The 17,461-nt window shown below is 70.7% G+C and carries 13 protein-coding genes; 4 read left to right on the top strand and 9 right to left on the bottom strand.

Annotated elements, in window-relative coordinates; all coding sequences use genetic code 11:
* Positions 1-20 precede the first annotated feature (20 nt).
* Together ACFY9S_RS02395 and ACFY9S_RS02390 are read left to right on the top strand one after the other, a co-directional pair.
* The gene (locus tag ACFY9S_RS02395; protein ID WP_391121708.1) at positions 21-4,106 is read left to right on the top strand and encodes a HAMP domain-containing protein; all 4,086 of its coding nucleotides are present in this window, start codon (positions 21-23) and stop codon (positions 4,104-4,106) included.
* Positions 4,103-4,573 carry a response regulator gene (locus tag ACFY9S_RS02390; protein WP_391121705.1) on the top strand — a complete coding sequence of 157 codons (471 nt, stop codon included), beginning with the start codon at positions 4,103-4,105 and terminating at the stop codon, positions 4,571-4,573. Before ACFY9S_RS02395 ends, ACFY9S_RS02390 begins: the two co-directional genes overlap by 4 nt.
* Before the next feature lie 65 nt (positions 4,574-4,638).
* Here ACFY9S_RS02390 and ACFY9S_RS02385 read toward each other — a convergent pair whose 3' ends face one another.
* Entirely contained in the window at positions 4,639-6,510 is a 1,872-nt protein-coding gene (locus ACFY9S_RS02385; RefSeq protein WP_391121702.1) for an AMP-binding protein, read from the bottom strand.
* A gap of 249 nt (positions 6,511-6,759) precedes the next feature.
* The gene (gene lepA / locus ACFY9S_RS02380; protein WP_102911557.1) at positions 6,760-8,628 is read right to left on the bottom strand and encodes a translation elongation factor 4; all 1,869 of its coding nucleotides are present in this window, start codon (positions 8,626-8,628) and stop codon (positions 6,760-6,762) included.
* A 241-nt stretch (positions 8,629-8,869) separates the two neighbouring features.
* Here lepA and rpsT point away from each other — a divergent pair, with 241 nt between their 5' ends.
* Positions 8,870-9,136 (top strand): 30S ribosomal protein S20, encoded by a 267-nt coding sequence (gene rpsT, locus ACFY9S_RS02375; protein WP_033306356.1) that lies wholly within the window; start codon positions 8,870-8,872, stop codon positions 9,134-9,136.
* A 175-nt stretch (positions 9,137-9,311) separates the two neighbouring features.
* Here rpsT and ACFY9S_RS02370 read toward each other — a convergent pair whose 3' ends face one another.
* Entirely contained in the window at positions 9,312-9,707 is a 396-nt protein-coding gene (locus ACFY9S_RS02370) for a nuclear transport factor 2 family protein (protein ID WP_391121698.1), read from the bottom strand.
* An 85-nt stretch (positions 9,708-9,792) separates the two neighbouring features.
* Here ACFY9S_RS02370 and ACFY9S_RS02365 point away from each other — a divergent pair, with 85 nt between their 5' ends.
* Entirely contained in the window at positions 9,793-10,230 is a 438-nt protein-coding gene (locus ACFY9S_RS02365) for a VOC family protein (RefSeq protein ID WP_391121695.1), read from the top strand.
* 11 nt (positions 10,231-10,241) lie between these two features.
* On the opposite strand, the gene holA is transcribed toward ACFY9S_RS02365, so the two are convergent.
* The 6 genes from holA to ACFY9S_RS02335 form a co-directional block, all read right to left on the bottom strand.
* Positions 10,242-11,231: a DNA polymerase III subunit delta gene (gene holA / locus ACFY9S_RS02360; protein WP_391121692.1), complete on the bottom strand. Its 990-nt coding sequence runs from the start codon at positions 11,229-11,231 to the stop codon at positions 10,242-10,244.
* A 138-nt stretch (positions 11,232-11,369) separates the two neighbouring features.
* The gene (locus tag ACFY9S_RS02355; RefSeq protein WP_391121689.1) at positions 11,370-11,615 is read right to left on the bottom strand and encodes a hypothetical protein; all 246 of its coding nucleotides are present in this window, start codon (positions 11,613-11,615) and stop codon (positions 11,370-11,372) included.
* A gap of 38 nt (positions 11,616-11,653) precedes the next feature.
* A complete protein-coding gene (locus ACFY9S_RS02350) occupies positions 11,654-12,535 on the bottom strand; it encodes a YceI family protein (protein WP_391121686.1) in 882 nt (293 codons plus the stop codon).
* A gap of 222 nt (positions 12,536-12,757) precedes the next feature.
* Positions 12,758-13,588, bottom strand: a complete 831-nt coding sequence (locus ACFY9S_RS02345) for an arylamine N-acetyltransferase (protein WP_391121683.1) — start codon at positions 13,586-13,588, stop codon at positions 12,758-12,760.
* A 4-nt stretch (positions 13,589-13,592) separates the two neighbouring features.
* Positions 13,593-16,196: a ComEC/Rec2 family competence protein gene (locus ACFY9S_RS02340; RefSeq protein WP_391121680.1), complete on the bottom strand. Its 2,604-nt coding sequence runs from the start codon at positions 16,194-16,196 to the stop codon at positions 13,593-13,595.
* Entirely contained in the window at positions 16,193-17,392 is a 1,200-nt protein-coding gene (locus ACFY9S_RS02335; protein WP_391121678.1) for a helix-hairpin-helix domain-containing protein, read from the bottom strand. Before ACFY9S_RS02335 ends, ACFY9S_RS02340 begins: the two co-directional genes overlap by 4 nt.
* Positions 17,393-17,461: the final 69 nt, after the last annotated feature.

Genomic DNA, 17,461 nt, shown 5'->3' with positions numbered 1-17,461 from the left:
AGTTACCGAAGTGGGCCGCCATGAGTGAGAACCGTGCTACTCCTGTGGTCGAAGACCGGTACGAAGACGGTCAGATTCGTGCATCCGATCTGCGTCCCCTGCTCGCCGCCATGACGGCGGCCCGCGACGGCGACTTCACCAAGGTGCCGGAATCCGGCCACGGGACGGTGGCCGAACTCACCGCGGTCTTCAACCAGATCATGGACCGCAGCGTCCACTTCACCACCGAGGTGCAGCGCGTCAGACGGGAGCTGGTGCGTCACGGCCGGCTCGACGAGCGGCTCTCGGCCAGCCCCGGTCAGGGCCTGTGGACGTCCCGCGTCAACGATGTGAACCAGCTGCTCGACGCCCTGGTCGCCCCGGCGGCGAACGCCACACGTGTGCTGGACGCGGTGGCCGGCGGCGATCTGACCCAGCGGGTCGATCTGCACGACGGGACGCGGCAGTTGCGCGGCGATCTGCGGCGTCTGGGCCGGGCCGTGAACAAGATGGTGGACCAGCTCTCCCTGTTCACCGGCGAGGTGACGCGGGTCGCCCGCGAGGTCGGCACCGAGGGGCGGCTCGGCGGCCGGGCCAAGGTGCGGGGTCTGTCGGGCAGTTGGCGGGACGTGACGGAGGCCGTCAACACGATGGCGGCCCGGCTGACGGCCCAGGTGCGGGACATCGCCGCGGTGACGACGGCGGTGGCCCGCGGCGACCTGACCCGCACGGTCACGGTCGAGGCGACCGGCGAGCTGCTGGAGCTGAAGCTGACCGTCAACACGATGGTCGACCAGTTGTCCGCCTTCGCCGACGAGGTCACCCGCGTGGCCCGCGAGGTCGGCACCGAGGGCCGGTTGGGCGGCCGGGCGCAGGTGCGGGGCGTCTCCGGCGTCTGGAAGGACCTCACCGACAACGTCAACTTCATGGCGTCGAACCTGACCTCGCAGGTCCGCAACATCGCCCAGGTGACGACGGCCGTGGCCAACGGCGACCTGTCCCAGAAGATCACGGTCGACGCGCAGGGCGAGATCCTGGAGCTCAAGTCGACCATCAACACCATGGTCGACCAGCTCTCCGCCTTCGCCGACGAGGTCACCCGCGTCGCCCGCGAGGTCGGCACCGAGGGCAACCTCGGCGGCCGGGCCCAGGTCCGGGGCGTCTCCGGCGTCTGGAAGGACCTCACCGACAACGTCAACTTCATGGCGGACAACCTCACCTCCCAGGTGCGGAACATCGCCCTCGTCTCCACCGCCGTCGCCCAGGGCGATCTCGGCAAGAAGATCACGGTCGAGGCCAAGGGCGAGATCCTGGAGCTGAAGTCCACGATCAACACGATGGTCGACCAGCTGTCCGCGTTCGCCGACGAGGTGACCAGGGTCGCCCGCGAGGTCGGCACAGAAGGCAACCTCGGCGGCCAGGCGCAGGTCCGGGGCGTCTCCGGCGTCTGGAAGGACCTCACCGACAACGTGAACTTCATGGCGCTGAACCTGACCTCCCAGGTGCGCAACATCGCCCAGGTCACCACCGCCGTCGCCAACGGCGACCTGTCGAAGAAGATCACGGTCGACGCCCGCGGCGAGATCCTCGAACTGAAGGACACCGTCAACACGATGGTGGAGCAACTGCGCGCCTTCGCCGACGAGGTCACCCGCGTCGCCCGCGAGGTCGGCACCGACGGGCGGCTCGGCGGCCGGGCGCAGGTGCTGGGCGTCTCCGGCGTCTGGCGGGACCTGACGGACAACGTCAACTACATGGCCGACAATCTCACCTCCCAGGTCCGCAACATCGCCCAGGTCGCCACGGCCGTGGCGCAGGGCGACCTGTCCCGGAAGATCGACGTGGACGCGCGCGGCGAGATCCTGGAGCTGAAGACGACCATCAACACGATGGTCGACACGCTGTCCTCCTTCTCCTCGGAGGTCACGCGGGTCGCCCGCGAGGTCGGCTCCGAGGGCCGACTGGGCGGTCAGGCCCGGGTGGAGGGTGTCTACGGCACCTGGAAGCGCCTGACGACGAACGTCAACGAACTCGCGCTGAACCTCACCACCCAGGTCCGCGCGATCGCCGAGGTCGCCTCCGCCGTGGCCCAGGGCGACATGTCCCGCTCGATCACGGTGGAGACGCAGGGCGAGGTCACCGAGCTGAAAGACAACATCAACCTGATGGTGGCCAACCTGCGCGAGACGACCCGCGCGAAGGACTGGCTGGAGTCCAACCTGGCCCGGCTCGCCGCCCTGATGCAGGGCCACCGGGACCTGATGGAGGTCGCCGACCTGATACTCCGCGAGTTGACCCCGCTGGTGAACGCCCAGTACGGCGCGTTCTACCTGGCCGATCCGGAGCAGGACGGGGCGACGGCACCCACCAAAGGGCTCGCCTTCATCGCCGGCTACGGAGCCGCCCAGGACGCGACCGTCGAGACCGGCGCCCTCCCGGTGCACGGTCTGGTCGCGCAGGCGGCCCGGGAGAAGAAGCGGATCCTGGTCGAGGGCGCCCCGCCCGACTACATCAAGATCAACAGTGGTCTGGGAGAAGCGGCCCCGACCACGATCGTCATCATCCCGATCCTCTTCGAGGACAAGCTCCTCGGCGTCATCGAACTCGCCTCCTTCTCCCGCTTCTCCGACGTGCACCTGGCGTTCTTCGACCAGTTCGTCAACACCATCGGCGTCGCCATCAACACGATCATCGCCAACTCCCGCACGGAATCCCTGCTCGGCGAGTCCCAGCGGCTGGCCATGCAGCTCCAGGAACGCTCGGACGAACTCCAGAAGCAGCAGGGCGAACTCCAGCGCTCCAACGCGGCACTGGAGGAGAAGGCCGCCCTGCTGGCCACGTCCTCCCAGTACAAGTCCGAGTTCCTGGCCAACATGTCGCACGAGCTGCGCACGCCGCTGAACTCCCTGCTGATCCTGGCCCGGCTGCTCTCCGACAACCCGGACGGCCATCTCTCCGACCAGGAGGTGCAGTTCGCGACGACGATCCACCGTTCGGGCTCGGACCTGCTCCAGCTGATCAACGACATCCTCGACCTGTCGAAGATCGAGGCCGGCCGGATGGACGTACGCCCCAAGCGGCTCCCGCTCATCAAACTGCTCGACTACGTCCACGCCACCTTCCGCCCGCTCACCATCGACCGGGGGCTCGCCTTCGAACTGGCCGTCGGCGAGGACGTACCGCGCGAGATGTACTCGGACGAGCAGCGCCTCCAGCAGATCCTGCGCAACCTCCTCTCCAACGCGATCAAGTTCACCGCGGCCGGCAAGGTCGAGCTGCGGGTCGACCGGGTGAAGGACACCGAGCACCGCTGCGTCAGGGACACCGACGACGTCATCGCCTTCGCCGTGTCCGACACCGGCATCGGGATCGCGCCGGAGAAGCTCCCGGTGATCTTCGAGGCGTTCCAGCAGGCCGACGGCACAACCAACCGCAAGTACGGCGGGACCGGCCTCGGGCTGTCCATCAGCCGGGAGATCGCGGGCCTGCTCGGCGGCCGGATCGTCGCCGAGAGCGAACCCGGCAAGGGCTCCACCTTCACCCTCTACGTCCCGGTCGTCAGCCCCGGTCACATGGCCCCGCCCCCGGTACCGGCCCCCGAGGACCGCACCGGCCTGCCGCTGCCCCTCCAGCCGGCCGCCGAGCCGTTCCCGGTGGTACACGACACGGACGACGCCTGGCCGTCCCCGACCAAGCTGGAGACCTGGACGTCCGGCAGGCCGGGCCGGATCCTGGCCGGGCGGCGGGTACTGATCGTCGACGACGACATCCGCAACGTCTTCGCCCTCACCCATGTCCTGGGCCGGGTCGGCATGACCGTGCTGTACGCGGAGAACGGCCGCGAGGGCATCGAGACGCTGGAGCGCAGCGCGGACGTGGAACTGGTCCTGATGGACATCATGATGCCGGAGATGGACGGCTACGAGACGATCTCCGCGATCCGCCGCACACCCCGCTGGGCGGGCCTGCCGATCGTGGCCCTGACAGCGAAGGCGATGCCCGGCGACCGGGAGAAGTCCATCGCCCGGGGCGCCAACGACTATGTGCCCAAACCGGTGGACCTCGACGGCCTGCTGACGGTCGTGTGCGAACTGCTGGACCCCGAGGGCACGGAAGAGAAGGCATGAGCAGCACGGCCACTCACCCCGAACGCGCCGGAATCCTCCTGGTCGACGACATGGAGGACAACCTGACCGCCCTGGAGGCCGTCCTCGCCTCCCTCAACGAACCGCTGGTACGCGCCCGTTCCGGCGAGGAGGCGATGAAGGCCTTGCTGCGGCAGCCGATCGCCCTGGTCCTGCTCGACATCCGCATGCCCGGCATGGACGGCTTCGAGACGGCCGCCCACATCAAACGCCTCGACCAGACCCGGGACGTCCCGGTCATCTTCCTCACCGGCGCGGACGACGACTCGGGCTACGCCTTCCGCGGCTACGCGACCGGCGCCGCGGACTATGTGACCAAGCCCTTCGACCCGTGGGTCCTGCGGGCCAAGGTGAGCGTCTTCCTGGACCTCTACCGCAAGGGAAAAGAGGTGGAACGCCTCAGGGCAGAGATCCAGGACTTGAAACGCCGCGTAGGGGAAGCCACCTAGGGGCGCGGGGAGCTGCGCGACAAGCCACGACGCACCCGCAGCCGCCACACAGCCCCCACCACCCCCTACGCTTCGCGCGACCCGTCGTACATCTCCTCGATCAGGTGCTTGTACTCGCGCTCCACCACCGGCCGCTTCAGCTTCAGGCTCGGCGTGATCTCACCGTGCTCGACATCGAGGTCCCGCGGAAGCAGCCGGAACTTCTTGATGGTCTGCCACCGCTGAAGGCCCTCGTTGAGCTGCTTCACATACCCGTCGACCATCTCGACGGTCACCGGCGCCGCCACGATCTCCGCGTACGACTTGCCCTCCAGCCCGTTGTCCTTGGCCCAGCCGGTGATGGCCACCTCGTCGAGCGCGATGAGCGCCGTACAGAAGTTCCGGTCGGCCCCGTGCACCAGGATGTTGGACACGTACGGGCACACCGCCTTGAACTGCCCCTCGACCTCCGCCGGGGCGATGTACTTGCCGCCCGAGGTCTTGATGAGGTCCTTCTTGCGGTCGGTGATCCGCAGGTATCCGTCGGGCGACAGCTCCCCGATGTCCCCGGTGTGGAACCAGCCGTCCGGCTCCAGCACCTCGGCGGTCTTCTCGGGCAGCTTGTGGTAGCCCTCCATGATGCCCGGGCCGCGCAGCAGGATCTCCCCGTCGTCGGCGATCCGCACCTCGGTGCCGGGCAGCGGCTTGCCGACCGTGCCGGTGCGGTAGGCCTCGCCCGGGTTGACGAAGGACGCCGCCGAGGACTCGGTCAGGCCGTAGCCCTCCAGGATGTGGATGCCGGCGCCGGCGAAGAAGTAGCCGATCTCCGGCGCGAGGGCGGCGGAGCCGGAGACGCACGCCCGCAGGTTCCCGCCGAAGGCCTCGCGGATCTTGGCGAACACCAGCGCGTCGGCGACCTTGTGCTTCGCGCCCAGCCCGAACGGCACGGACGCGGTCCCGGTCCGGCGGAAGTTGTCCTGAGAGACCTTGGCGTGGTCGCGGGCCACCTCGGCCGCCCACTGGAAGATCTTGTACTTGGCGCCGCCGCCCGCCCGGGCCTTCGCCGCCACGCCGTTGTAGACCTTCTCGAAGATGCGCGGCACGGCCGCCATGTACGTCGGCTGCACCACCGGCAGGTTCTCGATGATCTTGTCGACCCGGCCGTCCACGGCGGTGACGTGACCGACCTCGATCTGCCCGGAGGTCAGCACCTTGCCGAAGACGTGCGCGAGGGGCAGCCAGAGGTACTGCACGTCCTCGGTGCTGACCAGCCCGGTCGCGGCGATCGCCTTCGCCATGTACGACCAGTTGTCGTGCGGCAGGCGCACACCCTTGGGGCGGCCCGTGGTGCCGGAGGTGTAGATGAGGGTGGCCAGCTGGTCCCTGGTGATCGCGCCGACCCGCTCCTTGATCAGGTCGGGATCCTTCTCCAAGCGGGCCGCGCCACGCTTCTCCAGCTCGTCCAGGGTGAGGATCCAGTCGGCGGTCTCCACCCCGGCCGCGTCGATCACCACGACATGCGTCAGCTCGGGCAGCTCGGCACGCTTCTCCTTGGCCTTGGCCAGCTGCTCGGCGTTCTCCGCGATCAGTACCCGGCTCTCGGAGTCCGACAGGATGTACGCGGACTCCTCGGCGTTGGTCTGCGGATACACCGTGGTGGTGGCCGCGCCGGCGCACATGATGCCGAGGTCGGCGAGGATCCACTCGATCCGGGTGCCGGCGGCGAGGGCGACGCGCTGCTCGGGCCGCACGCCCAGCTCGATGAGTCCCGCCGCGATGGCGTAGACCCGCTCGGCTGCCTGCGCCCAGTTCAGCGACCTCCACTCGTCCGGGCCCTGGCCCGATGACGGGACCGGATACCGATAGGCCTCGGCGTCCGGCGTGGCCGTCACGCGCTCCAGGAAGAGGCCCGCCACGGACGGCGGACGGTTCTCGATCAGGGTCTGTGCGTCGCTCACGACATCCTCCGGGGCCCGCGACAATGCGGCTGGCTCAGGTGCGGCTGGGTTCACTCACGAGCCCTTGTTTAACTCGTGAGTAACTATCGAGCAGGGATCAGAGTAAAGGGCGTCCGGCCCCTGCGTAAGGGGCCGCGGCCTGTCACTTCGTACAGAGAGCTACCCCACGTACGCACAGGGCCCGCCGCACTTTCGCACGGCGAGCCCCTGTTCAACCCGGATTGCGGTGTAACCCTCGGTAATCCGTGGTTACTTCTTGCCCTTGCCCGACCCCGCGCTGTCATCGCTCGACAGGACCGCGATGAAGGCCTCCTGCGGAACTTCCACGGAACCCACCATCTTCATCCGCTTCTTGCCTTCCTTCTGCTTCTCCAGCAGCTTCCGCTTACGCGAGATGTCACCGCCGTAGCACTTGGCGAGGACGTCCTTGCGGATGGCGCGGATGGTCTCGCGGGCGATGACCCGGGAGCCGATGGCGGCCTGGATGGGCACCTCGAAGGCCTGCCGCGGGATGAGCTCGCGCAGCTTGGCGACGAGCCGCACACCGTAGGCGTACGCCGCGTCCTTGTGGGTGATCGCCGAGAAGGCGTCGACCTTGTCGCCGTGCAGCAGGATGTCGACCTTGACCAGGCTGGAGGTCTGCTCGCCGGTGGGCTCGTAGTCGAGCGAGGCGTAGCCGCGGGTCTTGGACTTCAGCTGGTCGAAGAAGTCGAAGACGATCTCGGCGAGCGGGAGCGTGTAGCGGATCTCGACGCGGTCCTCGGACAGGTAGTCCATGCCGAGCAGAGTGCCGCGCCGGGTCTGGCACAGCTCCATGATCGAGCCGATGAACTCGCTGGGCGCCAGGATGGTGGCCCGCACCACCGGCTCGTAGACCTCCGAGATCTTGCCCTCGGGGAACTCGCTGGGGTTGGTGACGGTGTGCTCGGTGCCGTCCTCCATGAGGACGCGGTAGACCACGTTCGGCGCGGTGGCGATCAGATCGAGGCCGAACTCGCGCTCCAGCCGCTCCCGGATCACGTCCAGGTGCAGCAGGCCGAGGAAGCCGACGCGGAAGCCGAAGCCGAGGGCGGCGGAGGTCTCCGGCTCGTAGACCAGCGCGGCGTCGTTGAGCTGGAGCTTGTCCAGGGCCTCGCGCAGCTCGGGGTAGTCCGAGCCGTCCAGCGGGTACAGGCCCGAGAAGACCATCGGCTTGGGGTCCTTGTAGCCGCCGAGCGCCTCCGTGGCCCCCTTGGACTGACTGGTGACGGTGTCACCGACCTTGGACTGGCGGACGTCCTTCACGCCGGTGATCAGATAGCCCACCTCGCCGACGCCGAGCCCGTCGGCGGCGAGCATCTCGGGCGAGTTCGTCCCGATCTCCAACAGCTCGTGAGTGGCGTTGGTGGACATCATCCGGATGCGCTCGCGCTTGTTGAGCTGACCGTCGATGACACGGACGTACGTCACGACACCGCGGTAGGAGTCGTAGACCGAGTCGAAGATCATGGCGCGGGCGGGCGCGTCCTTGACGCCGACCGGGGGCGGGACCTCGGCGACGACCTTGTCGAGCAGCGCCTCGACGCCCAGGCCCGTCTTGGCGGAGACCTTCAGCACGTCGTCGGGGTCGCAGCCGATGAGGTTGGCGAGCTCCTCGGAGAACTTCTCCGGCTGGGCGGCCGGCAGGTCGATCTTGTTCAGCACAGGGATGATCTTGAGGTCGTTCTCCATCGCCAGGTACAGGTTGGCGAGGGTCTGCGCCTCGATGCCCTGGGCCGCGTCGACGAGGAGCACGGTGCCCTCGCAGGCCGCGAGCGACCGCGAGACCTCATAGGTGAAGTCGACGTGCCCCGGGGTGTCGATCATGTTGAGGATGTGCGTGTCGTTCTTGTCGTGGGTGGGAGCCCACGGCAGACGCACCGCCTGCGACTTGATCGTGATGCCACGCTCGCGCTCGATGTCCATGCGGTCGAGGTACTGGGCGCGCATCTGCCGCTGCTCGACCACTCCGGTCAGCTGGAGCATCCGGTCGGCGAGCGTGGACTTGCCGTGGTCGATGTGCGCGATGATGCAGAAGTTGCGGATCAGAGCCGGATCGGTACGGCTCGGCTCGGGCACGTGGCTGGGGATCGCGGGCACGCAGGGTCCTGATTCTTGAGGCGTCCGCAGTGTCTGCGGTCTCGGGTCGGATCGATACGTAGCCTCCATGGTCCCACGGGTGGGGACCACGGACGGGTTTGGGCCGTGGAAGAGGCCACTGGTAGCCTGGGTGGCTGTGCCTCATGCCCTCTCGCAGGAGGCGCTACCTCAAGAAATCACCCGGTGCGGGAATCGCGCGGTCTGCGTGCGCCCTCGTGCCAGAACCTGAGAAGGCTCATTCGTGGCGAACATCAAGTCCCAGATCAAGCGGATCAAGACCAACGAGAAGGCTCGGCTGCGCAACAAGGCCGTCAAGTCCTCCCTCAAGACCGCGATCCGCAAGGCCCGTGAGGCTGCTGCCGCGGGTGACGTCGAGAAGGCCACCGAGTACCAGCGCGTCGCCGCGCGTCAGCTCGACAAGGCCGTCTCCAAGGGCGTCATCCACAAGAACCAGGCCGCCAACAAGAAGTCGGCGCTGGCTCAGAAGGTCGCCGCGCTCAAGGGCTGACATCTGATGTGACGCCGGAGGGAATCGAGCGGGCCCTCTCTCATCCGCTCCCGTCCGGCACCCCTCGGATCCGCGCGCGGCCTGCGTTCGCCACGCGGGCGCGGATCCAGCAGCTTGAATCGAAGGCCCTGCCTTCCGCTCTTCCCCAGAGCGGCCGGCCGGGCCTTCGGCCCGTTCAGGACCAGAACGCGTTGTTCCTCTCGATGTCCTCGACACAGTCGTCGAGGTCGGTGACCTTGTCGCCGACGATCCGGAAGATGATGCAGCCGGTGTCGTCGAGGGTCTTGCCGTTGCGCTCGGCCGTGAAACGGGTCATGGCGACCGCGTGACCGCGGTCGTCGACACAGATGCCGATCAACTCGGCGCGCATCGTCCCGTTCGTCTCCGCGCCGAGCCGCTCGTACATCTCGATGATCGAGTCCACCCCTTTGAAATCACCCGACAACGGGTGATCCCCGGGCACGTGGTGGGTGGCGTCCCCCGCGATCAGTTGGCGCAGGGTGTCCATGTCACCGCGCGAGAAGGCCTCGAATCCCTTGCGGACCAGCGCCGCGTGCGGGTGTTCAGCCATGTCCTCCGCCACCTCTCCGTCGCTTGGCGAGTACGGCTGCACTCCCGATTCTCCCTCCGGACGGCTTTGGCGGCACAGTGGAGACATGGACGCAGGCGATGACGCGGACGACAGGAACGTGCTGGCCGGGGCCCGGGTGGCGACCAGGCTTCCCGCTCAGGACCTGGACCGGGCGCGGCGCTTCTACGCGGAGAAACTCGGTCTGGAGCCGGTCGACGAACGGCCCGGTGGGCTGCTGTACCGCTGCGGCGGCGCGGAGTTCGTGCTGTTCCGGTCGACGGGCGCCTCGCCCGGCACGTTCACCCAGATGGCGCTGGAGGTCGACGACATCGAGGCCGCCGTGGCGGAGCTCAAGCGGCGCGGTGTGGTCTTCGAGGAGGTCGACGTGCCCGGCCTCCGCACGCAGGGCGGAATCGCCGAGATCGAGGGGCACTACCCGAGCAAGGGCGCACGGGGCGAACGCGGCGGCTGGTTCCACGACAGCGAGGGGAACCTGCTGGGAATCGGTCAGCCCCTGTACTGAGTCCCGCGGCCTCAGCCCCGGCCCCGGGAGCGGGCCGCCCGCGCGATCGTGACCACCGCCTTCTCCAGGGCGTACTCGGGATCGTCCCCCCCGCCCTTCACCCCCGCGTCCGCCTCGGCCACGGCCCGCAGCGCGATCGACACCCCGTCCGGAGTCCAGCCCCGCATCTGCTGACGCACCCGGTCGATCTTCCACGGCGGCATCCCCAGCTCCCGCGCCAGATCGGCCGGCCGCCCTCCACGCGCGGACGACAGCTTCCCGATCGCCCGGACGCCCTGCGCGAGCGCACTCGTGATCAGTACCGGCGCCACCCCGGTCGCCAGCGACCAGCGCAACGCCTCCAGGGCCTCCGCCGTCCGCCCCTCGACCGCCCGGTCGGCCACCGTGAAGCTCGACGCCTCGGCCCGCCCGGTGTAGTACCGCCCGACGACCGCGTCGTCGATCGTCCCCTCGACGTCCGCGACCAGCTGCGACGCCGCCGAGGCCAGCTCCCGCAGATCGCTGCCGAGGGCGTCGACCAGCGCCTGGCACGCCTCCGGCGTGGCCGATCGCCCCATCGCCCTGAACTCGCCCCGCACGAACGCCAGCCGGTCCGCCGGCTTCGTCATCTTCGGGCAGGCCACCTCACGCGCCCCCGCCTTGCGCGCCGCGTCGAGCAGTCCCTTGCCCTTGGCCCCGCCCGCATGCAGCAGCACGAGGGTGATCTCCTCGGCCGGGGCACCCAGGTACGCCTTCACGTCCTTGACCGTGTCGGCCGAAAGGTCCTGCGCGTTGCGTACGACCACGACCTTGCGCTCCGCGAAGAGCGACGGGCTCGTCAGCTCGGCGAGCGTGCCGGGCTGTACCTGGTCCGGGGTCAGGTCCCGTACGTCCGTGTCGGCGTCGGCGGCCTTCGCGGCGGCCACCACCTCCTGCACGGCACGGTCGAGGAGCAGGTCCTCCTGGCCCACGGCGAGCGTCACCGGGGCGAGGGGGTCGTCATGCGCTGTCTTCCTGGCCATCGCGACAAGCATCCCACGCGCCACTGACAGCGGGCCCCGACGGACCCGGACGTGCGGTGACGCAGGGTCGCACGCACATGGGCAGTCCCGGGCAGTCCCACGCACACGAGCGGTCCCACGCTCACGGGCCGGGGGCGGCTACGGCTCCTCCCGCCAGCCCTCCCACTCACCGGCCAGCCCGTCCAGCTCCCCGGGGTCCAGCCGCCCGTCCTCGTCCCGCAGGGCGACCAGCCACTGCGCGTCCTCGGCATCGTCCTCCCCGGCCAGCGCGTCCCGCACCAGCCGCGGCTCCTCGACGACCCCGAACCGCTCCCGCAGCGCCTCCACCACCTCTTCCGCGGCGTCACGATCGGGCAGCACCAGCACATGTCGCACATCACTCACGCCGGACATTGTCCGACACCGCGTCGCGGCCCGGCCGCTCAGCCCTTGCGGACGACCTGCACGTCGAGGTCGACCCTGATGCTCGGTCCCACCACCGCGATGCCCCGCGCCAGCATGGTCTGCCAGCTCACGGTGAAGTCGTCCCGGTGCAGCTCGGTCGTGGCCCGGCAGGCCGCCCGGACCTCGCCCTCCATGCCGTTGCCCAGCCCCAGGTACTCCGTGTCCAGCGTGACCGTCCGCGTCACTCCGTGCAGCGACAGCGCCCCCGTCACGGCCCACCGGTTCCCGCCCTTGTGCAGGAACCGGTCGCTGTAGAACTCCAGCGTCGGGAACCGTTCGACGTCCAGGAAGTCCGCCGAGCGCAGATGGTCGTCGCGCATCCTCATGTCGGTGTCGATGGACGCCGCGTCGATCACCACGTGCATCGCCGAGCGCTCCACCGGATCGGCGAGCCGTATGACTCCCGCGAACGACTTGAACCGCCCGTGGATCCGGGCCAGTCCGATGTGCCGCGCGGTGAAGCCGATGGTGGAGTGCGCCGACTCGATCTCCCAGTCACCGGCGCCGGGGAGCTCCGGCGGCCGGGCCACCTGGAGCGTCACGTCCCCGAGGGACGCGAGCGTGTTCTCGGCGACCTGCGTGGTCGCCCGGTAGGGCGTGTACCCCTCCGCCGACACTGCGAGCCGGTACTCCCCCGCGGGCACCGTCGTCACGAACGACCCGTACGGGTCCGCTCCCCCGCTGACCACCGGCCGCCCCACGGCGTCCGTGACCGCGAACTCCGCGTGCCTGACCGGCTCGTTGACCGGGTCCAGCACCCGGCAGGCCAGCACTCCCGCGCTCGGCGGTGTCTGCAACGCCGCCAGGGGACTCGTCCGTTGCACCCGGCTGGTGCGGCTTCCCCGCCAGCGGCCGATCATCCACGACTCCCTCAGTGGCTCGAAATCGCCTGTTGATCACTGTTGATCACACATCGCCGAAGACGCATTCGACCACCGGTGAGGCTTTCGAGGCAACACGGGACCACATCACGGGAATCCAGCAGATGTGCTGGTACTACGCACGAGTAGCCCCAGGCAGCCCCAGTGTGTCCGTATGTGGCCCCATGCGGCCCTGTGTGGGCCTGTGGCCCTGCATGGCTTCTACGCGGGATCTCGCAGTGCCGGCACCTCGTCGAGCCCGATCCCGAACCGCTCCCGGTACACCCCCAGCGCCTCCTCGTCCGTCTCCAGTTCCCGCACGTCCCGCGTCCCGTCGGCCGCCGTCGCCGTGAGCCTGCGCCCGCTGAGCGTGATCCTGCCTCCGTCCTCCGTCACCAGCGAGCAGACCAGCGAGCGCGTGAAATGCGACAGCGGCGACGTGCTGTGCCACCACGCGCCGGCCGCGAAGTCGCCGAGTACCCGCGGCCGCACCTCCAGGCGGTACTGCGGTGTGCCGCCCCGGAGCACGTCCAGGTCCGCCGCCTCCACCGTGCCGTGCCCGCCACGTACACCAGCCGCATCGGGCTCCGCCTCGGTGATCCGGAACGTGCCTCCCGGGTCCTCCTGTTCTCCCCGCTCTCCGAACCTCAGCGGAAGGTGGCTGTGCGCCCCGAACCCGACATCGGCCAGCCAGTCGCCCCCGTCCACCGTCCGCACCCGCAGTGCGAGATGGTCGTAGGGGATCCCGAGCCGCCCCTCGTCCCCGTAGACGCGCGCCGCCAGGAGCGCCACGTCGTACCCCAGGGCGGCGAGCAACGCCCCGAAGGAACCGTTGAGTTCGTAGCAGAATCCGCCCCGTCGCGCGCCCACCACCTTGTCCAGTAGCCGCTTCTCCTCCAGCGCGATCTCCTCGCCCAGGTGGATCGAGAGGTTCTCGAACGGCACGGTCTGCAGGTGACGCAGGTGCAGCTCACGGAGCGCGTCGACCGTGGGCCACGCCGGGTGCTCGACTCCCAGCCGGCGAAGATAGGCATCGACCTGTGGTGAGTTCATGCCCTCAGTCTCGCGCCACGCTCAGCTCTCCGCCCCCTCCCACGACCGCGAGCGCGCCGTCCCGGTCCGTCCGCAGCACGGCCGCGCCCCCGTCGGTCAGCGCCGCGACCAAGCCGGGCGCAGGGTGGCCGTACGCGTTGTCCTCACCGCAGGAGATGAGGGCAAGCCGTGGGGCGACCCGGCCCATGAGGCCCGGGTCCTGGTAGGCCGATCCGTGATGGGCGACCTTCAGCACGTCCACGCCCTCCAGCGCCCCGGCCGCCGGCGACCGGGCAAGTGCCCGCTGTGCCGGGGGCTCCAGGTCCCCGAGGAGCAGCAGGCGCAGTCCACCGGAGCGGACCAGCATGGCGACACTGGCGTCGTTCGGCCCCTCCGGCACCGGATGAGCCGGGCGCACCCCGGGAAGCACCTCCGGAACCGCCCCCGGGGGTGGGTCCGGCGGGCTCGGGGGCGGCCACACCACCTGCCATGCCAACTCCCCCGTACGCCGCTGCTCCCCGGCCGCTGCCCGCGTCACGGGGATCCGCCGTGCCGCCGCGAGCCTCCGTACGAACGCGGCCTGGTCCGCGGGCTCTTCGAACCCCGTCGTCTCGATCGCGCCCACCGCCCGCCCGCGCAGCACCCCGGGCAGGCCCGCCACGTGATCGGCGTGGAAGTGGGTGAGTACGACCAGCGGGACCCTGCTGATGCCCAGTGAGCGCAGGCAGTGGTCGACGAGCCGCGGGTCGGGTCCCGCGTCCACCACCACGCCCGTCCCCTCGCCCGCCGCGAGCACCAGGGCGTCGCCCTGCCCCACGTCACACATCACCAGCCGCCAGCCCGGCGGTGGCCAGCCCGTGACCACCCGGGTCAGTGGCGGCGGCTGCACCACCACCAGCACCAGCAGTACTCCGCAGACCCCGCACCACCAGGGATGCCCGAGGAGTCGCCGTCCGACGAGCACCACCACGAGGGTCACTGCCAGGAGCAGCGCCGCACCCGTCCACCTGCCCGGCCAGTCCACTCCCGCGCCCGGCAGCGCCGCCCCGGTCCGGGCGATCTGCGCGATCCACTCGGCGGGCCAGTGCGCGCACCAGGCCAGGGCCCGGGCCACCGGCATCGCCACCGGTGCCGTGGCCAGCGCCGCGAACCCCAGCACGGTCGCCGGCGCGATCGCGAACTCCGCGAGCAGGTTGCAGGGCACCGCCACCAGGCTCACCCGCGCCGACAGCACGGCGACAATGGGCGCGCACAGGGCCTGCGCGGCCGCGGCGGCGCCCAGCGCCTCAGCCACCCCCGGCGGCACCCCGCGCCGCCGCAGCCCGGCGCTCCAGCGCGGCGCGAGCGTGAGCAGGGCACCGGTCGCCACGACGGACAACAGGAACCCGTAACTCCGCGCGAGCCAGGGGTCGTACAGCACGAGCAGCAGAACCGCCGTCGCCAGCGCGGGGATCATCGATCTGCGGCGGCCGGTCGCCAGGGCGAGCAGCGCCACGGCCCCGCAGGCCGCGGCCCGCACCACGCTCGGGTCCGGTCTGCACACGACGACGAAACCGAGCGAGAGCGCACCCCCGAGCACCGCCGTCCCGCGCAGGGAGATACCGAGCCGCGGCGCGAGCCCCCGCCGCTCGACGTGCTGCGCCAGGCCCGGGGGCCCGAGCAGCAGCGCCAGGAGGATCGTGAAGTTGGCTCCGGACACGGCCAGCGTGTGTGTGAGGTCGGTCTCCTTGAACGCCTCCTCCAACTCCTCGGTGATCCTCGAGGTGTCCCCCACGACCAGCCCCGGCAGCAGCGCCCGGGCGTCCGCCGGCAGTCCGTCGGTCGCCTCGCGCAGCCCCGCGCGCAGCCGCCCGGCGAGCCGCTGCGGCCCCGAGGGCTCTCCCACCACTTCCGGTTCGCCCTGGTCCCGCACCCGCAGCACCGCCGCGATCCGGTCGCCGCCCGTCATCGCGGGCGCCAGCCGCGCACTGACCCGCAGCCGCGTCGACGGCAGCAGGCCGAGCCACGGTGACCGCCCCCGCCCACCGGCCGTCCGGCCGGGAGGGGCCGCGTCCACGTCGACGATCAGCAGCACCGGTGCCCGTGTCGTCACCGCCGTGCCTCCCGCCTCCTGGACGCGCCGCACGTCGGCGTCGATCAGCACGGCCGTCGGAGTCGCGTGATCGCCCCGGGCCCTCGGCCGGGTGAGCCGCGGGTCCGATGTGAGCTCGACCTCGGCGGTCACCCTCGCGTACTCCCGCGCCAGGCCGGGCACGGGCCCCCGTCGCAGATCCGCCCCGTGCAGCCCGGCCGAGGCGGCAGCCGCGGCGACGCACAGCAGCAGGGCGGCGGCCGAGGCCCGCGGCCATGACGCCGTCCGGCGCCGCCGGGCCAACGGCAGCAGCCCGACGGCCACCAGACAGCCGATCACGATGCCGAGGACCCGTTCCGGCGCCGCGTGGAGCAGGAGCGCCGCCGTGCCCCAGGCCGCGAGGGCCGGTGGCACGAGCCGCAGGTCCGTCGGGCCTTCCTGGCGTGGACGGGCGGCGCCGAGGCGTGTGCCGGAGGAAGCGTGCACGGACGACCGGGCGGGCCGGAGACCGGACGCGGCCTCGTCCTGCCGCGACGGCGGGCCGGACAGGCTCCTCATGGCCGTACGAGGTTCCGCAGGTCGGCGAAGCGGCGGTCGCCGATGCCGTTCACCTCACGCAGTTCGTCCACGGAACGGAAACCGCCGTGCTGCATGCGGTAGTCGATGATGTGCTGGGCCAGCACCGGGCCGACACCCGGCAAGGTGTCGAGCTGGTCCGCGGTGGCCGTGTTGAGCGGGACCGGAGCCGCCGGGGCTGCCACCCCGCCCGCCGCCGCACCGGCCGGGCCACCGGCCGCCGTACCGCCCGCCGCGGGTCCCGCGACGGGAGCCGGCCCCCCGACGATCACCTGCTCGCCGTCCACGAGGAACCGGGCGCGGTTGAGCCCGTCGGTGTTCGTGCCCGGTTTCACCCCGCCCGCCGCGTGCAGCGCGTCCGCCACCCGCGAACCGGCCGGCAGCCGGTGGATCCCCGGTTCGCGGACCTTGCCGCTGACGTCCACGACGATCGCGGCCGCCCCCGCCTTCACGGGCCCGGCGGAAGCTCCCGCCGGAGCACCGGCAGTCACCCCGGTGAGGCCTGGGACCCGCTCCCCGCCGGCCTGTCCGCTCTCCTGCCGCTCCCCGAACGGCACCGCCGCCCGCACCACCTCCGGCGGACGCACGGTCTGCGAGCGGCCTGCCCAGAAGTGCTGCACGGCGAATCCCGCCACGACGACGAGCACCACCGTCAGGGCCAGCACATTCCGCCGCTCCAGACCGCACCTGGCCTGCAACCACAGCGGCATCCGCTCCCGCAGCGCGAGCCCGGCCCGCTCCCGCCAGGCTCCCTCCGCCGTGCCACCGTCGGCGCCCTCCGGCTCGGCGAAAGCACCCACGGCAGCCGGCCCTCGCCGGGTCTCTTCGACACCGACGGAGCCAGCCGGCCCCGGCGGCCCTTGCCCCGACTCCCGCCGCTCACCCGCCCGTTCGACCGGCTCGCCCCGGCCCGGCGGCCCGGCCGAACCGGCAAGCTCCGACTCGGCTGGCTCGGCAGGCTCTGACTCGGCCGGTCCAGTCGGCTCGGCAAGCTCGGCAGGCTCGCCGAACAACGCCTCTGCGCGCCGCCGGAGTTCCTCCGCCGAGGCATGATTCCGGCGGGCCCGCCCGCGTGCGACAGGTGTGTGCCGGCGATGACGGACGCGCCCGTCGGACACCGGCCCACGGCCCGGGCCACTGGTCGCGGTCGCTGTGCGTGAACGTGATCGAAGTGCCATGCGACGAGGATCGGCCACCTCGGCCCACTCGCGATGATCTTGCTCGATTCCCGGGGACGACCCCCCGGT

The organism is Streptomyces sp. NPDC012474, from assembly GCF_042955185.1.
GTDB lineage: Bacteria > Actinomycetota > Actinomycetes > Streptomycetales > Streptomycetaceae > Streptomyces > Streptomyces cahuitamycinicus.
This window is presented reverse-complemented; position numbering and strand designations above follow the sequence as displayed.

Bases quoted from the DNA above. Each gene is read 5' to 3' on its own strand.
- ACFY9S_RS02395 (WP_391121708.1), top strand. From the start codon at position 21: ATGAGTGAGAACCGTGCTACTCCTGTGGTCGAAGACCGGTACGAAGAC.
- ACFY9S_RS02390 (WP_391121705.1), top strand. From the start codon at position 4,103: ATGAGCAGCACGGCCACTCACCCCGAACGCGCCGGAATCCTCCTGGTC.
- ACFY9S_RS02370 (WP_391121698.1), bottom strand. From the start codon at position 9,707: ATGGCTGAACACCCGCACGCGGCGCTGGTCCGCAAGGGATTCGAGGCC.
- ACFY9S_RS02365 (WP_391121695.1), top strand. From the start codon at position 9,793: ATGGACGCAGGCGATGACGCGGACGACAGGAACGTGCTGGCCGGGGCC.
- holA (WP_391121692.1), bottom strand. From the start codon at position 11,231: ATGGCCAGGAAGACAGCGCATGACGACCCCCTCGCCCCGGTGACGCTC.
- ACFY9S_RS02350 (WP_391121686.1), bottom strand. From the start codon at position 12,535: ATGATCGGCCGCTGGCGGGGAAGCCGCACCAGCCGGGTGCAACGGACG.
- ACFY9S_RS02345 (WP_391121683.1), bottom strand. From the start codon at position 13,588: ATGAACTCACCACAGGTCGATGCCTATCTTCGCCGGCTGGGAGTCGAG.
- ACFY9S_RS02340 (WP_391121680.1), bottom strand. From the start codon at position 16,196: ATGAGGAGCCTGTCCGGCCCGCCGTCGCGGCAGGACGAGGCCGCGTCC.
- ACFY9S_RS02335 (WP_391121678.1), bottom strand. From the start codon at position 17,392: ATGGCACTTCGATCACGTTCACGCACAGCGACCGCGACCAGTGGCCCG.